The 17881-nt window shown below is 33.6% G+C and carries 18 protein-coding genes and 1 pseudogene; 15 read left to right on the forward strand and 4 right to left on the reverse strand.

The features are described from left to right. Positions 1 to 146: 146 nt before the first annotated feature. The 5 genes and pseudogenes from RGU12_RS01665 (at position 147) to RGU12_RS01685 (ending at position 4843) form a co-directional block, all read left to right on the forward strand. Positions 147 to 1172 carry a PTS sugar transporter subunit IIC gene (locus tag RGU12_RS01665; protein ID WP_309534519.1) on the forward strand — a complete coding sequence of 342 codons (1026 nt, stop codon included), beginning with the start codon at positions 147 to 149 and terminating at the stop codon, positions 1170 to 1172. Positions 1173 to 1668: 496 nt separating this feature from the next. Then, the gene (locus tag RGU12_RS01670; protein WP_309534520.1) at positions 1669 to 2559 is read left to right on the forward strand and encodes a tyrosine-type recombinase/integrase; all 891 of its coding nucleotides are present in this window, start codon (positions 1669 to 1671) and stop codon (positions 2557 to 2559) included. A 342-nt stretch (positions 2560 to 2901) separates the two neighbouring features. Continuing rightward, positions 2902 to 3141 carry a hypothetical protein gene (locus RGU12_RS01675; RefSeq protein ID WP_309534521.1) on the forward strand — a complete coding sequence of 80 codons (240 nt, stop codon included), beginning with the start codon at positions 2902 to 2904 and terminating at the stop codon, positions 3139 to 3141. Between the two features lie 26 nt (positions 3142 to 3167). Beyond that, a complete protein-coding gene (locus RGU12_RS01680; protein ID WP_396232294.1) occupies positions 3168 to 3770 on the forward strand; it encodes a DUF2628 domain-containing protein in 603 nt (200 codons plus the stop codon). A 65-nt stretch (positions 3771 to 3835) separates the two neighbouring features. Beyond that, positions 3836 to 4843: pseudogene (locus RGU12_RS01685) on the forward strand (IS1595 family transposase). A 104-nt stretch (positions 4844 to 4947) separates the two neighbouring features. Here RGU12_RS01685 and RGU12_RS01690 read toward each other — a convergent pair. Then, positions 4948 to 5271, reverse strand: coding sequence for a hypothetical protein (locus RGU12_RS01690; protein WP_309534523.1), 324 nt, complete (start codon positions 5269 to 5271; stop codon positions 4948 to 4950). Positions 5272 to 5731: 460 nt separating this feature from the next. Here RGU12_RS01690 and RGU12_RS01695 point away from each other — a divergent pair, with 460 nt between their 5' ends. Further along, entirely contained in the window at positions 5732 to 6478 is a 747-nt protein-coding gene (locus RGU12_RS01695; RefSeq protein ID WP_309534524.1) for an SDR family NAD(P)-dependent oxidoreductase, read from the forward strand. Positions 6479 to 6559: 81 nt separating this feature from the next. Here RGU12_RS01695 and RGU12_RS01700 read toward each other — a convergent pair whose 3' ends face one another. After that, positions 6560 to 7219 (reverse strand): GntR family transcriptional regulator, encoded by a 660-nt coding sequence (locus RGU12_RS01700; RefSeq protein ID WP_309534525.1) that lies wholly within the window; start codon positions 7217 to 7219, stop codon positions 6560 to 6562. A gap of 756 nt (positions 7220 to 7975) precedes the next feature. On the opposite strand from RGU12_RS01700, the gene RGU12_RS01705 reads away from it, so the two are divergent. From RGU12_RS01705 to RGU12_RS01720, 4 genes are all read left to right on the forward strand, one after another. After that, positions 7976 to 8176 carry a hypothetical protein gene (locus tag RGU12_RS01705; protein ID WP_309534526.1) on the forward strand — a complete coding sequence of 67 codons (201 nt, stop codon included), beginning with the start codon at positions 7976 to 7978 and terminating at the stop codon, positions 8174 to 8176. Positions 8177 to 8410: 234 nt separating this feature from the next. Beyond that, entirely contained in the window at positions 8411 to 8755 is a 345-nt protein-coding gene (locus RGU12_RS01710) for a YolD-like family protein (RefSeq protein WP_309534527.1), read from the forward strand. A gap of 339 nt (positions 8756 to 9094) precedes the next feature. Next, positions 9095 to 9244, forward strand: coding sequence for a hypothetical protein (locus RGU12_RS01715; RefSeq protein WP_309534528.1), 150 nt, complete (start codon positions 9095 to 9097; stop codon positions 9242 to 9244). A 68-nt stretch (positions 9245 to 9312) separates the two neighbouring features. Then, the gene (locus RGU12_RS01720) at positions 9313 to 9717 is read left to right on the forward strand and encodes a hypothetical protein (protein ID WP_309534529.1); all 405 of its coding nucleotides are present in this window, start codon (positions 9313 to 9315) and stop codon (positions 9715 to 9717) included. Positions 9718 to 9972: 255 nt separating this feature from the next. On the opposite strand, the gene RGU12_RS01725 is transcribed toward RGU12_RS01720, so the two are convergent. Continuing rightward, positions 9973 to 10467, reverse strand: a complete 495-nt coding sequence (locus tag RGU12_RS01725; protein ID WP_309536252.1) for a YkyB family protein — start codon at positions 10465 to 10467, stop codon at positions 9973 to 9975. A 162-nt stretch (positions 10468 to 10629) separates the two neighbouring features. Between RGU12_RS01725 and RGU12_RS01730 the strand changes: the two genes are divergently transcribed. Both RGU12_RS01730 and RGU12_RS01735 read left to right on the forward strand, forming a co-directional pair. Continuing rightward, the gene (locus RGU12_RS01730; protein ID WP_309534530.1) at positions 10630 to 11289 is read left to right on the forward strand and encodes a hypothetical protein; all 660 of its coding nucleotides are present in this window, start codon (positions 10630 to 10632) and stop codon (positions 11287 to 11289) included. A gap of 214 nt (positions 11290 to 11503) precedes the next feature. Next, positions 11504 to 11866: a DUF2750 domain-containing protein gene (locus tag RGU12_RS01735; protein ID WP_309534531.1), complete on the forward strand. Its 363-nt coding sequence runs from the start codon at positions 11504 to 11506 to the stop codon at positions 11864 to 11866. A 148-nt stretch (positions 11867 to 12014) separates the two neighbouring features. On the opposite strand, the gene RGU12_RS01740 is transcribed toward RGU12_RS01735, so the two are convergent. Then, positions 12015 to 13250 (reverse strand): IS110 family RNA-guided transposase, encoded by a 1236-nt coding sequence (locus RGU12_RS01740; RefSeq protein WP_309534532.1) that lies wholly within the window; start codon positions 13248 to 13250, stop codon positions 12015 to 12017. Positions 13251 to 14140: 890 nt separating this feature from the next. On the opposite strand from RGU12_RS01740, the gene RGU12_RS01745 reads away from it, so the two are divergent. From RGU12_RS01745 to ltrA, 3 genes are all read left to right on the forward strand, one after another. Next, complete coding sequence (locus RGU12_RS01745; protein WP_309534533.1) at positions 14141 to 14596, forward strand: SRPBCC family protein; 456 nt, start codon at positions 14141 to 14143, stop codon at positions 14594 to 14596. A gap of 128 nt (positions 14597 to 14724) precedes the next feature. Next, positions 14725 to 15477, forward strand: a complete 753-nt coding sequence (locus tag RGU12_RS01750) for a hypothetical protein (RefSeq protein WP_309534534.1) — start codon at positions 14725 to 14727, stop codon at positions 15475 to 15477. 709 nt (positions 15478 to 16186) lie between these two features. After that, the gene (ltrA, locus tag RGU12_RS01755) at positions 16187 to 17488 is read left to right on the forward strand and encodes a group II intron reverse transcriptase/maturase (RefSeq protein WP_396232295.1); all 1302 of its coding nucleotides are present in this window, start codon (positions 16187 to 16189) and stop codon (positions 17486 to 17488) included. Positions 17489 to 17881 lie beyond the last annotated feature (393 nt).

Consider the following 17881-nt stretch of genomic DNA (forward strand, 5'->3'; position numbering starts at 1 on the left):
TACCCAAAAGAGAGAATTCAAGATATTCAAACAAAAACAAAGATTCATAGTCAAATCATCATCAAGAACTAGGTAATGATCAAACCTTATTTTCTAATATGATTTGATTAAGGATACAGAAACTATCGCATCAGGGGGATTACACAATGAAACAAGCAACAAAAAATTATTTGATCGATCGAATGTATAAAGCTTCACAAGGGCTGGCAAATGCTGTTTTAGTAACACTTGGAATCGGTCTTCTTATGGAGTCACTTGGAACATTTACTGGTTGGGATGGTTTTACTATAATCGGTGTTTCGGCACAGCTCATGTTAGCTCCAGCACTTGGAGCAGGGATAGCGTACCAGCTAGGAGGGAATACACTTGTCATATTCAGTGCAATGGCCTGTTCGACGGTGGGAGCAAGTGCCGTTCAACTAACTGAAAATGGCGTTACATTAGTAACAGGACAACCTTTAAGTGCGGTAATGGCTGCAGTTGTCGCTACTTGGGTAGGGAAGCGTGTTGCAGGAAAAACAAAACTCGATATGATGGCTATACCTTTTGCTGCTATATTTGTAGGAGGAATCGCTGGTGTATTTTTATCAATGATTACGACTCCATTACTTGAATGGTTAAGTGCACAAATCGCTACATCAGTTGCTGGTTCTCCTATTATTGGGCCAATGGTCATATCTCTTGTTTGGAGTATTTTTCTCATGTCACCAGCATCTTCAGCGGCTATTGCGATTGCGTTACAGCTTGATCCTGTTTCAAGTGCTGCTGCTTTAATTGGTTGTACAGTTCAATTTGCTGGATTCACCGCAATGTCGTTTAAACAGAACGACGCTGGTGCTAACATTGCACAATCTTTAATTACACCTAAGGTACAATTTCCGAACTTAGTCAAAAATCCAAGGCTTGCAATTCCGCCATTTATCGCTGCGGTCATTTGCGCTCCAATCGCAACTTTGATTTTCGATTTTCAAGTACCGTATCAATTAGCTGGTCTAGGCCTTAATTCATTAATCGCGCCTATCAATATTTTAGCTGAACAAGGTGCAATTGTTTTATCCATTTACATCGCTGTTGGAATCATCCTTCCAATTATTATCACTCTGGCTATCTACCATGGTTTGAAAGTAATAGGATGGACAAAAGCATCTGACCTAAAAATGGAACTACAATAAATAAAAAAACTGGGTGGAAAGGAGACTCCTTATTCCGCCCAGTTTTTTTGTATTTTAAAGTATATAGAATATCAATATTGGCGGGACTGTGTGGGAATCGAACCCACCGGAGACGACACGCGCCTCCCTCAGGGTTTTGAAGTTATATCTGGATAGTATTCTTGAGTACCTCAGAAGCCTTCAAAGTGCTTTATAATAGTGGTCCTGTAATTAATAATACTTTTTAATATTTGCGCGTTTTAGAATTTGGGCACCATACTCGGCACTAAAATTTATCCAATATAAAAAATAAATCGACTCAAAATCATGTTTTTTAAAACGTTTTTTTATCAATATTAAGTTTTTTTCTACTATTTCAAATATTTAGGTATTAAGGGTAGCAAAAAGGGTAATAATGACCTTGGAAGATAAGAAATAAAAACTGTCCTAAACCTTAATAGGTTGTTGTTCAGTTGGTCCAAAGAAGTAAAAATACATATCTTGGAGGAAAAACGAGATGTCAAATGAGCAAGAAGAAAGCAAGAAGGAACTGGTCACTTTCGGTCAATTTGCAAGACAATGGTTTTATGTGGAATATTGTCCCAGCATATCAACGAGTACGTTTGGAGTAAGTCGATCCATCCTAGAGCGTCATATAATACCTTATTTCAATGATCAACATCTCCATGAGATAACAACCAGTGATATTGATGAATTTTATGAAAAAATAGAGAGTGAAAGGTATACCGACAGAACAATCACGTCTATTTTCACCCTTTTATCTACACTTTTCCGTGTAGCAAATAAAAAGGGCTATGTTGATAAAAATCCAATGGAAGGAAAGATGAAAATGTTAAAAAAGCCAAAATCTAATTTTGTCCCATGGAATAACGATGAATTTTCAATGTTTTTAGAAGTTGTCCGTAAGGATAATGATGGGTTGATGTATGAATTTGCTTTAGGTTCTGGACTACGAATTGGTGAAATCTTAGCTCTTAGGTGGGGAGACATTGATTTCAAGCAAGGCACAGTAATAGTGAGAGGAAGAAGATATACAAGCAGAATTCCTTTACTTTCTTACCTACTTCCAAAGCTACAAGATCACAAAAAAAAACAGGCTTCAATTAACGATCCGCTAGGAAAAAGTGATAACAATGAATCTCAACTGGTTTTCCCCAATAAATACGGTGAGATTCAAAATCAATCGGTAGTTAGAGCTAAACTTAAGCGATTACTGGAGAAGGCAAATGTTCGAAACATTGGTTTTCATGGCTTAAGGCAAATGCATTTATTATTGTTAATTGAAGCAGGTGTTCCCCTGTACACTTTGAGTTTAATTGTTGGTTATAGAAGACTTGAGGTATTAATGGAATTGAATAAATTATTTAATAAAGATGACATTAAATAACCTAGATTATCGAAGAGCAATCAGTAGATTTTTCTTCTTACGATTCAATTTTCATTACATAGTCTCTTGATTAGTTACATCAATTTGAAACAGCAAATCCCACTTAGTTATTAAGTGGTATTTGCTGTTTTTATTTTTATTAATTTTAATGAAAATAAAAGTTGGTTATAAGATAAATAAAATTCACATAATCAACATTATGTACTCCGGAACTAACCACTTCCGCTGAGATATTAAATTCACAAATAAATCAAAATAACTCAATCCATGAAATTAATTTTGGAAAAAAATCCTAGTATTGTGTTAAATTGTATATAGTGAATTTTTCGTGGAGGTAAAAAAATGAATCGTGCAATTGGAGTACTTTTGTTTGTTCAATCTGTAATAATTTTTTTAATGACAAGAACACTTTTTAAAAAATTTCCTACAATACGAGAGTTAGATCCTGAAACAAATGAAATTATTAAAACATATTATGAGTATCCTTTTATGTTTTATGTAGGTAATGTATTTGGAGTTATTGTTTTAATCGTAGTTTTATATTTAATTTTTAGAAGAGAAAAAGTGCCCTTCTATCTTTAAAAACCGAGGGCACCGCCCATGCCCAGTTGGAATTGGCTACATTCTTTTTAGGACCATTTTGGTTTGGTTATCGGAAAATGTATATTCCTGTAATTCTTATAGGTATTTTATATTTCTTGTTGGATTTGATATTATATTTAACTAAATATCAATTTACAGAAGAGTTTTTCTTTGACCCTCTTCAAAATATAATGTTATTTCCATTCTCAATCCTTTTTGCTCTATTTGGAAATTACTTTTATCATCTACACACAAAAAAATATATAGACAAGGTAAATCTTCTACCATTTAACGTTGAACAAAAGAAAACATGGTTAAAAAACAAAGGTGGAACCAGTTGGTTAGGTGTGATGTTTACAGCATTATTCCTAATACTTTATGGGTTTATATCTGCTTATCTACTACCAACAAATGTAGACCAGGTTTTAAAAATTAAAGATGGATCCTTTTACGATTGCCCTACAGTTACTATTGGTGATGGATTTGATGTTTTTTTTGATGAACCTCATTGGGAATACATATCTTCTGCAAGTGTATTTGATATTGTACGCTTTTCCGGAATAGCAGAACGAGGAGGAGAGCCTTTAGAAGTAACGATTGATTTTATTATAAAGGCTGTTTTCGTATAGATTGTTGCTTTCTTGACCATATTAGTAGAAGGTTGATATAATACGGTCTCAGGAGGCATTCAACTATGTGGATAGACATCTATAAAGAGTTCGGTGAACTAACAGAATCAGAGAAATTAAAGCTATTTAATGCTATGAAGGAAGATTAATTTCCAGACGAACCTAATAAAATAACCGAGTTATTAAATAGCATTCGTGAAACACCTTTTGCATCAGGATTAGGTTGTGTTCATTGCGGTAGCACATAAGTAAAACGAAATGGTAAATATCGTTCAAGACAACGCTATCTGTGCAACGATTGCGGAAAGTCTTTCAATGATATGACTAATACACCGTTTTCAGGTTCTCGTTATCCTGAGAAGTGGGTAAAATACATCGAAATGATGGTCGAAGGATATACCCTGCCAAAAATCGCTGAACGATTAAAGATTCACCTATCCACTGCATTTTATTGGAGACATAAAATTTTGAATGCATTAGGAAACAACGGATTTAATCAATTGCAAGGCATCGTTGAAAGTGACGAGACCTTCTTTCGTGAGTCAATGAAAGGTCGAGATATTCCTCACAGAAAGGCGAAAAAACGTGGAGAAAAAGACGAAAAGCCAGGGATTTCTAATCTCAAAATTGCCGTTGTTGTAGCACAAGACAGGAACGGAAGTGTAATTGCTCGTAAAGCTGGAACAGGGCGTGTGAAGGCTGAGGAAATCGATGCTGTTATTGGCGAATACATTCACCCGTCTGCTTTACTATGCACCGATACAGCTACCAACTACAAGAAATTTGCAAAAGTGAAAAAACTACAACACGAAACAGTGAATGAACGTCGAAAAGAACGAGTGAAGAAAGGGATATATCATATTCAACACGTTAATAATTTTCACCATCGTCTAAAAGATTGGATGGAACGGTTCCAGGGTGTAGCTACTAAATACTTGGATAACTATCTCTACTGGTTTCGTTGGCTACAATTAGGGAAGAATTTAGCATTTGAAAGACAAGTGGAGCAAATGCTTATTTCTGCTTGTCGAAATTCTGTTATTACAACTGTTGAGATGCTAAGAAGAACATAAAAAGACCTCGAATATTACTGATTTCCAAAGTCGATTTTGTCTTTCGGGACATTGAGTGTATGTCTGTTAATTACAGCCGTACATTATCTACCCATCAAGGACCTTTAATTCATTATTTGGTTTAGAACATCTCCTACTACACCATTCTCGTCCACATAAGATTCTAAAACAACTTTGTTTTGATGGTTTAGGAAGTAATAGTATGTTTTAGAATCTTCTTTAATCTTAACAGATACCATCCAATTTTTTTCACCTGGTAAATTTGCTATAAAGGGATGTGTCGTAATGTTTTCCTCTGGATGTTTTTTGTTGACCGTTAAATATTCAAAAACTGCCTTTTCGGTAGAAATAAATTTATATTGAATATATCCAATAACTACGACTATCACAACTACTAAACCCAAAAAGATTGTAAGGATTTTTTTCAAATTATCACCCCAATTGAATCGATAGTGTAATTTTACACTATTCCAACTTTATTGTCACCATTTTGAAATTCACTCTGCTAGTGTAAACGGAGTTCAAATGTAGGATGATGAAAGTGGTTCATTGATGCGAGCGATCTTCAACCCCCATTCAAATTAACTGTTGTTAAGCATACTTAATACGTTCATGAAACCCAGGCCTCATAACTTTCCTTATATAACCTTAATATTTATTGATAACATGTTCTTTTATAAAGGACATGTCTTTTTTGTTTATTCTTTCCAAATCAAACTTGAGAGAAAGGTGGAATTAAATAGAGGGAAAGAAAAAGTAGAGGGTGTTCTATGAATTTAAATTATTAATAGACAAAAGAATTGAAATAGTATAAAGTGTAAGCGTACACATTATATATTATATATTATATATAATATATAAAATTAACTTTTATAGGGAGAGGGTATTATGGGACGTTTAGATGGTAAAGTAGCAATTATTACTGGAGCAGCTAGAGGTATGGGAGAATCTCATGCTCGTACTTTTGTAAAAGAAGGTGCTAAAGTAGTCTTAACAGATATTAACGAAGAAGCTGGTGCTTTAATTGCGAAAGAATTAGGTTCAAATGCAATGTTTGTTAAACATGATGTTACTAATTCTGAATCATGGAGAGAAGTAGTAGAAAAAGCTACATCAGCCTTCGGAAATATAACTGTCCTGGTAAATAATGCTGGAGTTTTAGGGCCAATTGCTGAAACTAAAGATTTGGACGAGAAGGAATACTTAAAAGTGTGCGCTATTAATCAACATAGTATTTTTCTAGGTATGAAAGCGGTTATTCCATCAATGCTAAAAGCTGGGATAGGTTCAATTGTTAATATCTCCTCAATTGCTGGAATTGTAGCAAATTATGGTTTTCCAAGCATTGCTTATGTTGCAAGTAAAGCGGCTGTAAGAGGAATGACAAAAGGAACTGCTATTGAATATGGTAAAAATAATATTAGAGTTAACTCTGTACATCCAGGTTTTATTAATACTCCAATGATGGTTGAAGCAACTGATGAATCAGGTGGAGACGCTTTAAAAGATATTCCATTAGGTCGATTAGCTGAAGCACAAGAAGTTTCTAATGTAGTTCTTTTCTTAGCCTCAGACGAGTCTTCATATGTTACGGGTACTGAACAATTAGTTGACGCAGGTATGCTTGCACATTAATTACTTCAACAGTATTTAATAAAAAAGGTGCTAACAATGATTGATAGCACCTTTTTTATTTATTTTGATACAAAGCTCAGATTAACCAATTAAAGCTTGTTTTGACAAGAGTTCCAACTGAATATTAGCTTGTTCAAAATCTGATTGAATTAATGCATTTACCGCAGCCTCTAAATAAGAATGCCACGTTTTAATTTTTACGGGATCATTCCATATTGTTTGGCAATAGGCTGTTGTGATATATGTGATTTCAGAATAAAATCTAAGGAAAACTTCATTTCCGGCCACTTTAAAAATGTAGGAAGTTATTTGATCACATATTGAAATATATTCAACGACTTTTCCGCGAACTAGTTTTTCCTTAGCTTCGATTAGTAGTTTGTTTATATTCAATCGATGTTCTTCATTCCAGTTTGGAACTGAATAAGATATAGCGATTTGATATAATTCTTTTAGTGCAACAGTATATTCTTTAATTTCTTCTTGTGAAATTGTCTTTACTCGAACACCTTTTCTCGGTAGTCTCTCCACAATTCCGGTGTTTTGTAAAATATAGAATGCTTCTCTAACTGGAATATTACTTACGTTAAGTTCCTTCGCTATATTTGATTCAATTAATCTTGTTCCTTGTTCTAGTTTTCCAGTAAATATTTGATTCAGAATATAATGTGCAATTTCGTCAGGCAATGAATTACTTTGGCTTTGATTGTTATCATTAGAAAAGGTAATAAAGTTATTCATGATAATATCCTTTCTTGAGAAATTTAATATTTGGACTTATTTTTTATGTTATATTTTATTTATTTTAATTGTACTTTAACTATCATAGTAATGTAAGTTAGTATATAAAATTTTCTATTATAGATAATGAAAAAGGTACTCGAGGAGCATTAACAAAATATAGAAATTATATTAAAGAACTTAAAATATATAAGTTTTTATTCACTGCTTGCACATTTTAGCTCTGTTTACATTCATAGGATATTTTATTGGATGAATACATTCAAACAAAAAAATATTATATAATCACAAGGTAGTAGCAAATTTGATGATTTCCTGAGCAAATATTATTTATAGAAACCATTGTGATATTGTTCGCATTTCATTGGAAGCTTTTCTTTTGATGGAAGGTTCATTTTTAGTCTGATATGGTTAAATTTCGGGTTTATATATACTTGAAAACTCACATTAGAATGATTGCAACGGTTATATCCATATGTACATTGGGGTTCTGAAGTCTTTTTCTATGTTTTAAGATTTTTAGTTTTTTTAAATCTTCGTCTGTTGTGGTGTGTGAAAGTAAAAGGATCCAACCGGAACAGAGGTTAGAACTTAGCTTTCACCATTTCGAACATTAATTATCCAAACCTATATTGTTTGCTTGTCCGGACTAAACTAGCCAAGTTTGAACTTCGAAGTAATATACATATTACAGCTGCATAGTAAGTTAACAAAACGGTAATAATTAGACTAAAAAAACACAAAAGGTGTTACAAGATGGATTTGAACAAGTTTAAATATTATATGAATTTGGTGGGATTATCTATCGTTATCGCTTCAACTTATCTTCATATTGTAGCAAGTATCACAAATCAATTAACAATCATAGGCGCTGCTTTTTTCACCTTTAATTGGGTAGTTACCCTTTTATTTAATGATGTTTTTTGGGAGTACATAAACAAATGGATGGGGAAGTAGGCTTTCCTTTTTAACAAAAAACCGTTAACGAACATGCAACTTAATAACTGCATGTTTTTTATTGCCTTAAAAGTGACATAACAGAGGATATATGAACTTGTTTTATCTTGCGTTAATCTAAAAAGAAGGATTAACGTTTATTTTTTTTAGCATTCAAATCTAACCAAATCATTTTAATTTAATTGTTAATCGAACATACATTCGCATATAATGATTTTATAAGGAGGGACTAAAGTGATAAAAGATCGTGGGAAAATAAAATGGGGGGCTGCATTTATGTTACCTGAAATGGTGGCATCTCATAACAAGGTGGATTGGGATTATAAAAAGGTTGAAAAATCTATCCTAGATGAACATCTATTAGAAGAAATAAACCAATCGATATGTAGTGCAATGGAGTATAACCAAGACCTAGTGTTTACTCTGTACGAAAATGGAGAATTCCAATTACTAACTGGAAAAGTACATTATATCGATCAAATAAGGTATGAGTTAAGAATTTTAGATAAATTTAACGAAATACACAAGGTAAGGCTAAGCGACATTGTTAAAGTTATATTGAATTGTGATGGTAAGTAACTGGTGCTTTAAACCTTGAAAAGAATAATGGGTATAACTAAGATGGAACTGTTGTATTCAACAATTTGGAAACAAATCTTGCTAACTGAGAAGTAAAGTTCGTTTAGGGGAATCACTAATCAATTGAAAACCGATTTTATGATGAATCCTCTCGAGAATACCTGACGAAAAGTCCCGCTTCTCTCTGTTCAGCATAGAAGAGGGTTGTACATTTTAAAACTTCTCTACTTATAAAAGCATTTAAATAAATTATATTATTAAAAAAGGAACACAAATTTAAATGGTACCTGTCCAGTTTTCCGTACAAAAAGCCATGATAGCAAAAGAACAGGAGTATAAGTGGAACATAAGGATGATTCTTTACCTGAAGAATTTATAAGGGCTGTTGAAAGAGTCTGTAAGGAGCTAGAACCTAAAAACAAAGAAAATAATGCACTATGGCATTTAGTCAATGATATCTGTAAAGATATAGAGTATGACGAAGAATGAACTATTAATTAGGCTATAGCAGGGTTTACAAACGCATATTGTGACAAAAACTAGTAAGGGTTGTTGGCATGGGTGGTTCACCTTTTGCAGAATTCTATCGTGAACGTGATGAAAGAATAGAAAGAGAAACTTTGCATTTGATTGTAAAAGTACTAGATATGCTAAAAGAAGAGAAGGAAATAACAGTAATTTCAAAAGAAACAGGGCAAAACATTGAATATATCCGAAGGATTGCAAAAATGCTACCAAAGAAGGAGAGGGTGGTCCAGGTGCGTAATGATTTAAAGCTGAAAGAAGAGGGGCAATTAGTTGATTACAACTTATATAGTAATTATTCTCCCGTACAAATGGAAGTTTACGATGGGAAATTTTTTGTCACAGATTCGGAGCGAGAAAATCTTTTAAAACTGTTGATATACAATGTGGGAATCAACAGAACACTTCAGATCATCGAAGAATACAAGGAAAAATAGAATATATTTATGGATGTCGAGCCTGTCAATACGAAAATCAAAAAGTCAATACATACTGTTATATCCTCTTAAGAATGAACCTGCCTAAAATATGTAACAAAGCATCCCGCTTCGCTCTTTTAAACAGAGGAGCGGGTATGCAAAGATAGAGAACTAATGTTGAAAAAGAACTTTGAATAATAAATACAAAGTCGATAAAGACAGTCGTTTCGAATACAAGTAGTAACCAATGAAAAACTGTTTCCAGATCAAATATTATTGTAGAAACCATTGTGATGTTGCTCGCATTTCATTGGAAACTTTGATGAAAGGTTCAGTTTTAGTCTGAGAAGGTTGAATATTATGTGTTTGCTTATAACTCTTATTATACTCATTTTTGGAATGATTGTTTTTAAGGCATGCGAGGATTATATATCTTGCAACGGTAATATCCATATGTACCTTGGGGTTCTGAAGCCTTTTTCTAAGTTTTAATATTTTTAGTTTTTTTAAATCTTCATATGTTGGGGTTGTGTGAAAGTAAAAGGATCCAACCTGAACAGAAGTAAGGACATGACTTTCACCATTTCGAAAATTGTAATTATCCAAACCTATTTTTCTTGCTTGTCCTGTGCTAATTAATTTTTTAAGAGTCTCTTCTTTCATATGATAAAAATCGTAAAATTCATATTCTGTTTTTGCATATTTGTTGATTACGTGGATTGCTGCTGCGATTTGTTCTATTGAGTTAGCAGACTCAAAACACGTTATTCAATACGAAGAAAAAGTAAAGAAAGGTAAAACAGTTTAATGTCTTAATTTTAGTTGTTTCTTACTAAACCTAACGGGGCAGGTTTGTGAAAGAAGGTGTTTTTGTTAGTTTTGTTGAAATCATATACTTGCATTAAATAAAATGGAAAGGATATGTCTAATATGAAAGGTATTCGAAATTCGAAAGTTATTATCTTATCATTTTTGTTTTTATTAACAAGTACCATATTATTAGGATGCAATAATAGCGATGATTTACAAGTTAATCAACCAGTTAAGCAAAGTTCGGCAGATGAAGTTGAAATCGATGTGAAAAATATGGAGCAAGATATATCAGAATACACAAATCAAATAGAATCGCTCGAAACGCAAATAGAATTTTTGAATGAGCAAAATCAATATTATGTGGATGTTATTAAACAAATAATAGAAGATTTTTCAGATGAAGAAATGTTGGATTTTTCACGAAGTCAGTTTATATATGAGCTATGGGTTAATGGTGAACCGATTCCACAAAATGGAGAAATGGTTATTTCTTCAGGAGATGTGGAAGTTTTATTATCAGAGAGAGGTATGGGTTACGATTTTTTACAATCTGATTGGTTAGAGAAGGGAAGAATTAGTGGGGACTATATTGATCATATATTAAATTTTGACACTACTAATTGGACAGCAACGGGAGGCGATGGTACCGTCAATACATCACGGGGATATGAAAAAGCAAATGTAAAAGCAGGAGAACAGATTTCCTTTACCATTACGGATGAATTAAAAGAACGATTAAACTTTGATACAAATTTAATAAAGATTGATGTTAACTAAAATCTGTTTATCGTAATAGGAATAATTGAAGGTTTTATCCAGAAAAGTATTCTTATGAAAGAATGTACTTAAAGGAAAAGGTGCTTTGATCTTAGAAGGAAAAAAGCACTTTTTTTGTTGAAGTTGCTGTACTAAAGGGGCAGTTTAGTTCAAGAAGGTATTGGCAAAAAAATAGAGAATTAATATTTAAACTTGATAAAAAGTAGGTGTTCTTTTGTCTCAATCTACTGCACAATGGAGTGCATTTATAAAAGAAATTATCAAGCATCGTAAAGTATGGACAATTAAGGACGTAAGTGGTATTCCAACTTCTACAAATATTGACGGTGAAACTTCAATGCCATTTTGGTCTTTGAAATCCAGGGCAGAACAAATTATTGAAAATGTTCCTGCTTATAGTGGATTCCAACCATATGAAATTAAATTTGATGATTTTCTTAATCGATGGTTAAAAGGTCTAGAGAAGGATGGATTATATTTAGGTGTTAATTGGAGTGGCAAGAGGGCAACAGGTTATGATATGAAGCCAAAAGAGGTTTTGGAACGTATTCAAAATGAACTCAATTTAATTGATTAATCTTGTTCAACTAAACCAGCTAATAGTTTGTCAATATTTTTCAATAAAAAGTTTAAATTTGTCATGATATACTAAAAATGTGCATGCCAAATAACCTTCCAATGATCGGTGTTTGGAAAGTTTTGGTCTGTTTAGTTATATTTTTAAACTAGGCTATATCTTGGAAAATTGATTTACTTTTTAAAAGTGCATAAATCCAGTGTAAGAGCTTATTCGCACATGCAATAATAGCTACTTTATATGGCTTACCTTCTTCACGTTTTTTATCATAAAACTCACGTAATCTCTTATTACGAGGAATGATCTCATCCGTTGTTTTTTGTTTACGACAATCACGAATGGCACATTGAACAGCCATGTATAAGGCATGCCGTAATCTACTCGAACCTCTTTTGGTTATTCTATTTACGGTGCCTTTAAATCGTCCAGATTCAAAGATACTAGGATCAGTTCCTGCAAATGCAACAATTTTTTTAGGGTGATCAAACCGATCAATCTCTCCAATTTCAGAAATTATCGTTGCAGCGATTTTTTCTCCGATACCGGGGATTGATTGGACAATCTCATATTCTTCAATTTCTTTTGCCAAGGCATCTATCTCGCCCACAAGCTTAGATAGGTGCTTTTGGTATTCAAGAATCATTTTGATATACATTTCTAGAGTTAATAGATTACTTTGAATTAAGACTTCCTGAAACGGATTCTGCGTTGCAGCGGCTATCAGTTTAGTTGCTTGAGCATTCGCCCACTTATTGGAACGGCTTTTACATAATTCATCGATTTTAGCTGCTACCCTTACTTCTCCAGCTTCCAAGACATCTTCAGATGTTGGATACTCTAATAAAGTTAGTAAAGAAACAACGGAATATAAATCACCAAAAACACCTCTATATTCAGGAAAAACTTGATCCAAAACTGCTTGAAACTGTAACTTAGTTTGAACAAATATGCCTGTTAGATTTTCGTGCTGCCTTGTGAGATTACGAAGGTTTAAGAGTTGAATTCCACGCTTTTTATAGGGCTCTAAATCCTCCTTATAATAAAGCTCGCAGAGATGATTAGCATCAATAATATCGGTCTTAACTTTACGCAAGCTAGAGCTCTTCGCGCGATAGGAGATTAGTGGATTAACAATAATTAATAAATAATCTCTTTCCTCAAGATACTGAACAACAGGTGCATGATAATGTCCTGTTGATTCTAAAACGATTGGAGGCCTTACCCCTGTTACGTTTTCTATTTCTCTCAAAAATTCGTATAAACTCACCAATCCCTCAAGAGTATGAGTGATTTTAAAACTGTTTTTATACGGCTTCTTCTTATCCAAGAAAGCTTGTACCTGACTTTCACCTTTAGCAACATCCAGACCAACGACTGGATTCATATCTAAATCATCCTCCTTAAAAACTATATTTACCGGTAACCCCTATACCTCCTTGCAGTATCATAGCTTCGCTTGTTATACGAGATCAAAGTCCCAACCAGCCTCAATCATGTTTCTACAAGTAGGGGGCGAACTGTTTAGTTGACGGGATCTAAGTCCCACGGGTGCGGACGTTCTACCCAGGCTACCGTTATAATAAAACCATATAAAAAAAGGTCAACCAGAAATATTTTCTTATCTGGTTAACCTTATAATACGAACGGGTGCGTTGATCCAAGAAGGATTAATGCACTTTTTTTGTTAAATTTATTGAACTAACGAAGCAGGATTGTTGGATAAGGATAACATTCACTAATGAGAGTTATAGAAATTCTATAAACTACAAGAAGAGTCCTAAGACTAAGTGTTTAAAAAAAACAAATGTCCCAGGACCCTTTAATTATTATTTTAATAGAGATATCTGTTAAATTTAAACTACTTCCAACGGATTCCGATATTTTCCAACAAGGGAATTAAGTCGTTATTCGATCAAATTATAAAGTGTATAACATTTCATTGTTTAACTATCGGGGCAGTTTAGTTCAATTAGGTTGTGTTAGAATATAAGCAAACATAGTCGAACTTCATGAAAGGATGTCTAATTTGTTTTTCTTTTTCGCTATCTTATTTTTTATTTGTGGTTATAGTTTTATTGTGACTTTAATAAGAGCTTTTAAAGAGGAAGTATCACTTCATCTTCCTGCTTTTCTATTTCTTGTATGGGCTACGTCAGCAGTATTGGTTACTGTTTATTTAGTAGACTTATAAATAAATGGAACCTTTTTATTGTAACGAAGCAGAAGAATTGAATGGTAGATATGAAAAAATTGTTCTTACAGAGGAGATAGCATATGCCTATTATTAAGCATAAGCAATTTATCCAAGCACCTGTGGATGTATGTTTTGACCTTGCAAGAAACGTAGATATACATACTGAAACTACTGCTAAAACTAAAGAAAAAGCTGTTGGCGGAGTTACGCAGGGGTTGTTAGAAAAGGGCGATACTGTTACTTGGGAAGCTACTCATTTTGGTATTAAACAAAGATTAACAGCAAAAGTAATTCATATGGAAAAGCCCATAGTGTTTGTTGATATTATGGTAAAAGGAGCTTTTACCTCTTTTACACATACTCATCAATTTAAAGAAGAAAAAGATGGGACTATTATGATTGATACATTTGAGTATAAATCACCTTTTGGACCAATTGGAATAATTGCGGACAAATTATTTTTGGAAAAGTATATGACAGACTTTATAATTTCTCGTGCAAGAGAACTAAAAAGAATTGCAGAAAACGGAAATTAGCTTGTTCAACTAACGGGTAGCGTTGATCCAATAAGGATTTAATGCCCATTATATCATCTTAGAACATACGGTTTCCTTTTCCATTTCTATTTTTGTCATGGAATACTAATTTGTAAAGGGTGTGCAGAATGAGTAAGAATCAAGAATACCAAGATAATATAGAGCAAAGATGCTTGGTTTTAGTAAAAAACAAAATAAATATAAAAGATTGTTTTGGTATGTCAAATCAACAGTATATTGAATTACAAAAATGGTTAAAGGATGCTAAGCCTAATCAGAATAGTAATGAATTTCCAGACTTTATTTTTAAAGATGGCTTTATAGAACATTTTGCAGTTACTTCATCATCAGAGGGAAGAAAAGGGGCAAAACAGAAGCAAGAATCTTTGATCTTAAAAAGGAAGAGTGAAACTACTTTTTTAAGTAATCTTGATAGTAGTGAAGTAGATACTCTAGTAAGCAAATCATTTTCTCGCCCATTTGAACAACACACACATCTTAATATTGTAAATTCAATAAAGAAAAATTGGCTAAAACATATAAAAAGTTATGAGAAAAAAATGCCTCCATCTAAACATGGTATTTTTCTACTTGATTATATAGATTTTAATATTCACACTGCAATTAGCAGAGAAAATGAGCCAGCAGAAATTTTTAAGTCATATAGAATAAGTGCAGACAAGGATTTATTAGAGTGGATACATGCATTTAAAGAAAAAATTGAATATCTAATCTTGAGTAATCCTTTCTCTATTGAAGTAATAAGAATAGACCAAATACTCAACATTATAGAGAGCATTCCCAGAGTTACATATGCACCTATTATAGGAATGGAATCTCATAAATTTATAGGCTATAAAAGTAAGAAAAGAGATATTTAGTAACATAAAGCATTATTTGCGAACTTAAGGCAAGAGGAGAATCCTATTGAGTAAATTCCAATTTGTAGAGTTTAATCAATATAATTTTAGCTTCGATATGTCGTGCTTTTCTTATATTATGATATAGTACCTCATTTAACTTCAAAAACGAGTTTGTGAAACAATGTACTCAAACTATAGGCTGCGTTGATCCAAGAAGGATTAATGCACTTTTTTGTTGGCGTGCCCAGGCAAGCCGTTAATTGCTAACTGGTGAAAGTCCAGTCTAGGTAAGAACCAAGTCGCCTAGTAGCTGACAGGCAGCTGGTGGAGTAATCCTAAGGTTGAAGCCCTGTGCCAGCAACTTTACAGGTTGTAACATAAAGTGAATCCTGCCGCCTCGTCAAGAGCAACCTGGAAACAGGACAAAGAGAAGTCGAGCCTTGCGACAAAGGGCGAAGACCATGGAAGGTGTGTGGAACTTGGAACAACACTCAAGAATCTCTCGGGGTATGGGGAACGACATGTAAAGACAGTAATCATCGGAACTGGGGAGACCCTACTTTACCCTTATGGTTAAGGAGAGAGAAAGCCTATAAGCAATTGCGAAATGGTGGACTGTAAAGAGGGAGTCGGAGGAGGTCATAGTACCAATGATTATCATGACAACACAACATGATATAGGGAAGGACCTCTACTTTGTTCATGTGTTTAAAGGAGGTAAGAGTAAGTGAATGCTATGAAATTAGCTAACTACACCGATGTAAAAGCTCAAGAACTTTGGAAAACACTATATCTATGTGCCAAGGAGAATCCGAAACGTAAGTTTCATGCTTTATATGATAAAGTATATCGACCAGATATATTACTAGAAGCCTGGAAGCGTGTAAAAAGAAAGAAAGGTAGTGGAGGAGTAGACGGGCAAACGATTGAAGAAATCGTTACTGAGTACGGGGAAAGAAATTTCTTAAATGAGCTATATACTCAGCTAAAAGAGAATAAATATAATCCAAGCCCTGTACTAAGAACGTATATTCCAAAGGAAAATGGAAAGAAGAGACCATTAGGGATTCCGACTATAAAAGACAGAGTGGTACAAATGGCTACAAAGTTGGTTATTGAACCGATATTTGAAGCAGATTTTCAAGAATGTTCTTTTGGTTTTCGACCAAGAAGAAATGCACATCAAGCTATGGCTAGCATAAGAAATGCAAGCAAAGGAAGTTCATGGGTAGTAGACATAGATATTCAAGGATATTTTGACAACATTAACCAAGAAAAGTTGTTAAAATTAATTGAACAGAAAATCAATGACCGCAGAATCTTAAAGTTAATCCGAAAATGGCTACGTGCTGGGATAATGGAAGAAGGAAATGTTAGAAATCCCCTAACGGGGACACCACAAGGAGGAGTGATTTCTCCTTTACTAGCAAATATTTATCTAAATACATTGGACAAGCTCTGGTTAAAGAAATTCCATCACCTAGGAGAACTCGTTCGTTATGCAGATGATCTTGTAATATTAACAAGAACAAAACAACAAGCGATTGAGAGTATACAAGTATTACAGTCAATTATGAAAAAGCTGGACTTGACTATTAATCGGGACAAATCAAGACTAGTCCACTTGTTTGATAATAAAGAGGGGTTTGATTTCCTAGGTTTCCACAATCGTAAATTCGAGGTACATAATAAAGGGGGAAGACCCTTTTACGCTATGGCTCACATTCCGAAGAAGAATGCCATGAAAAAGATGAGAGCAAAGATTAAGGCATATACAGAGCCAAGAACCAAGTTATATTTAGACATAAAAGAATTGGTAAAAGGCTTAAATAGAATACTGCAAGGTTATAAGAATTATTACAAGATTTCACCAATTGCATATAAGTGGCTAAATCAGATTGATTGGTATGTGCTCAAAAGGCTCACACTCTTTTACAACAAGAAAAGGAACATCAGAAGAAAACATGGTAACTTAAAGACTATTCGGGATGAAGTAAATCATTTAATCGTGAAACTTGCACTGAATTAACCGTAATGCACAAGAAAGAAGAACATCGGAAAGCCGTATGAGGGAAAACTTCACGTACGGTTTGATGAGGGGGAGCTGAAATTAAATGAAGATAGCGTAAGCTATCCCATTGAAATCAGTTCTCTACTCTACAAGTTATTGTACTAACGAGGCAGGTTAGTTGATCAAATATAATCGTTTTTGAATGTTAACGACATGCACGAAGTCGCAAGAAGGTATTTACGTTAAAAAGGAGTGGTTGTTTTGGTCACTACTGAATTATGTGAAGCTTGTAAGATAAATCTAATAAGCGTTGTTGAGGAATCCGATGATAAAAACCAACCCTACAGGCTTTGTCTGGAGTGTCGTGGTAGATTAGTAAAATATTCTCTTAAACCTATTGAGTGGTATAAC

This window comes from Ferdinandcohnia sp. QZ13 (genome assembly GCF_031324165.1).
In the GTDB taxonomy this organism is placed as follows: domain Bacteria; phylum Bacillota; class Bacilli; order Bacillales; family Bacillaceae_L; genus Ferdinandcohnia.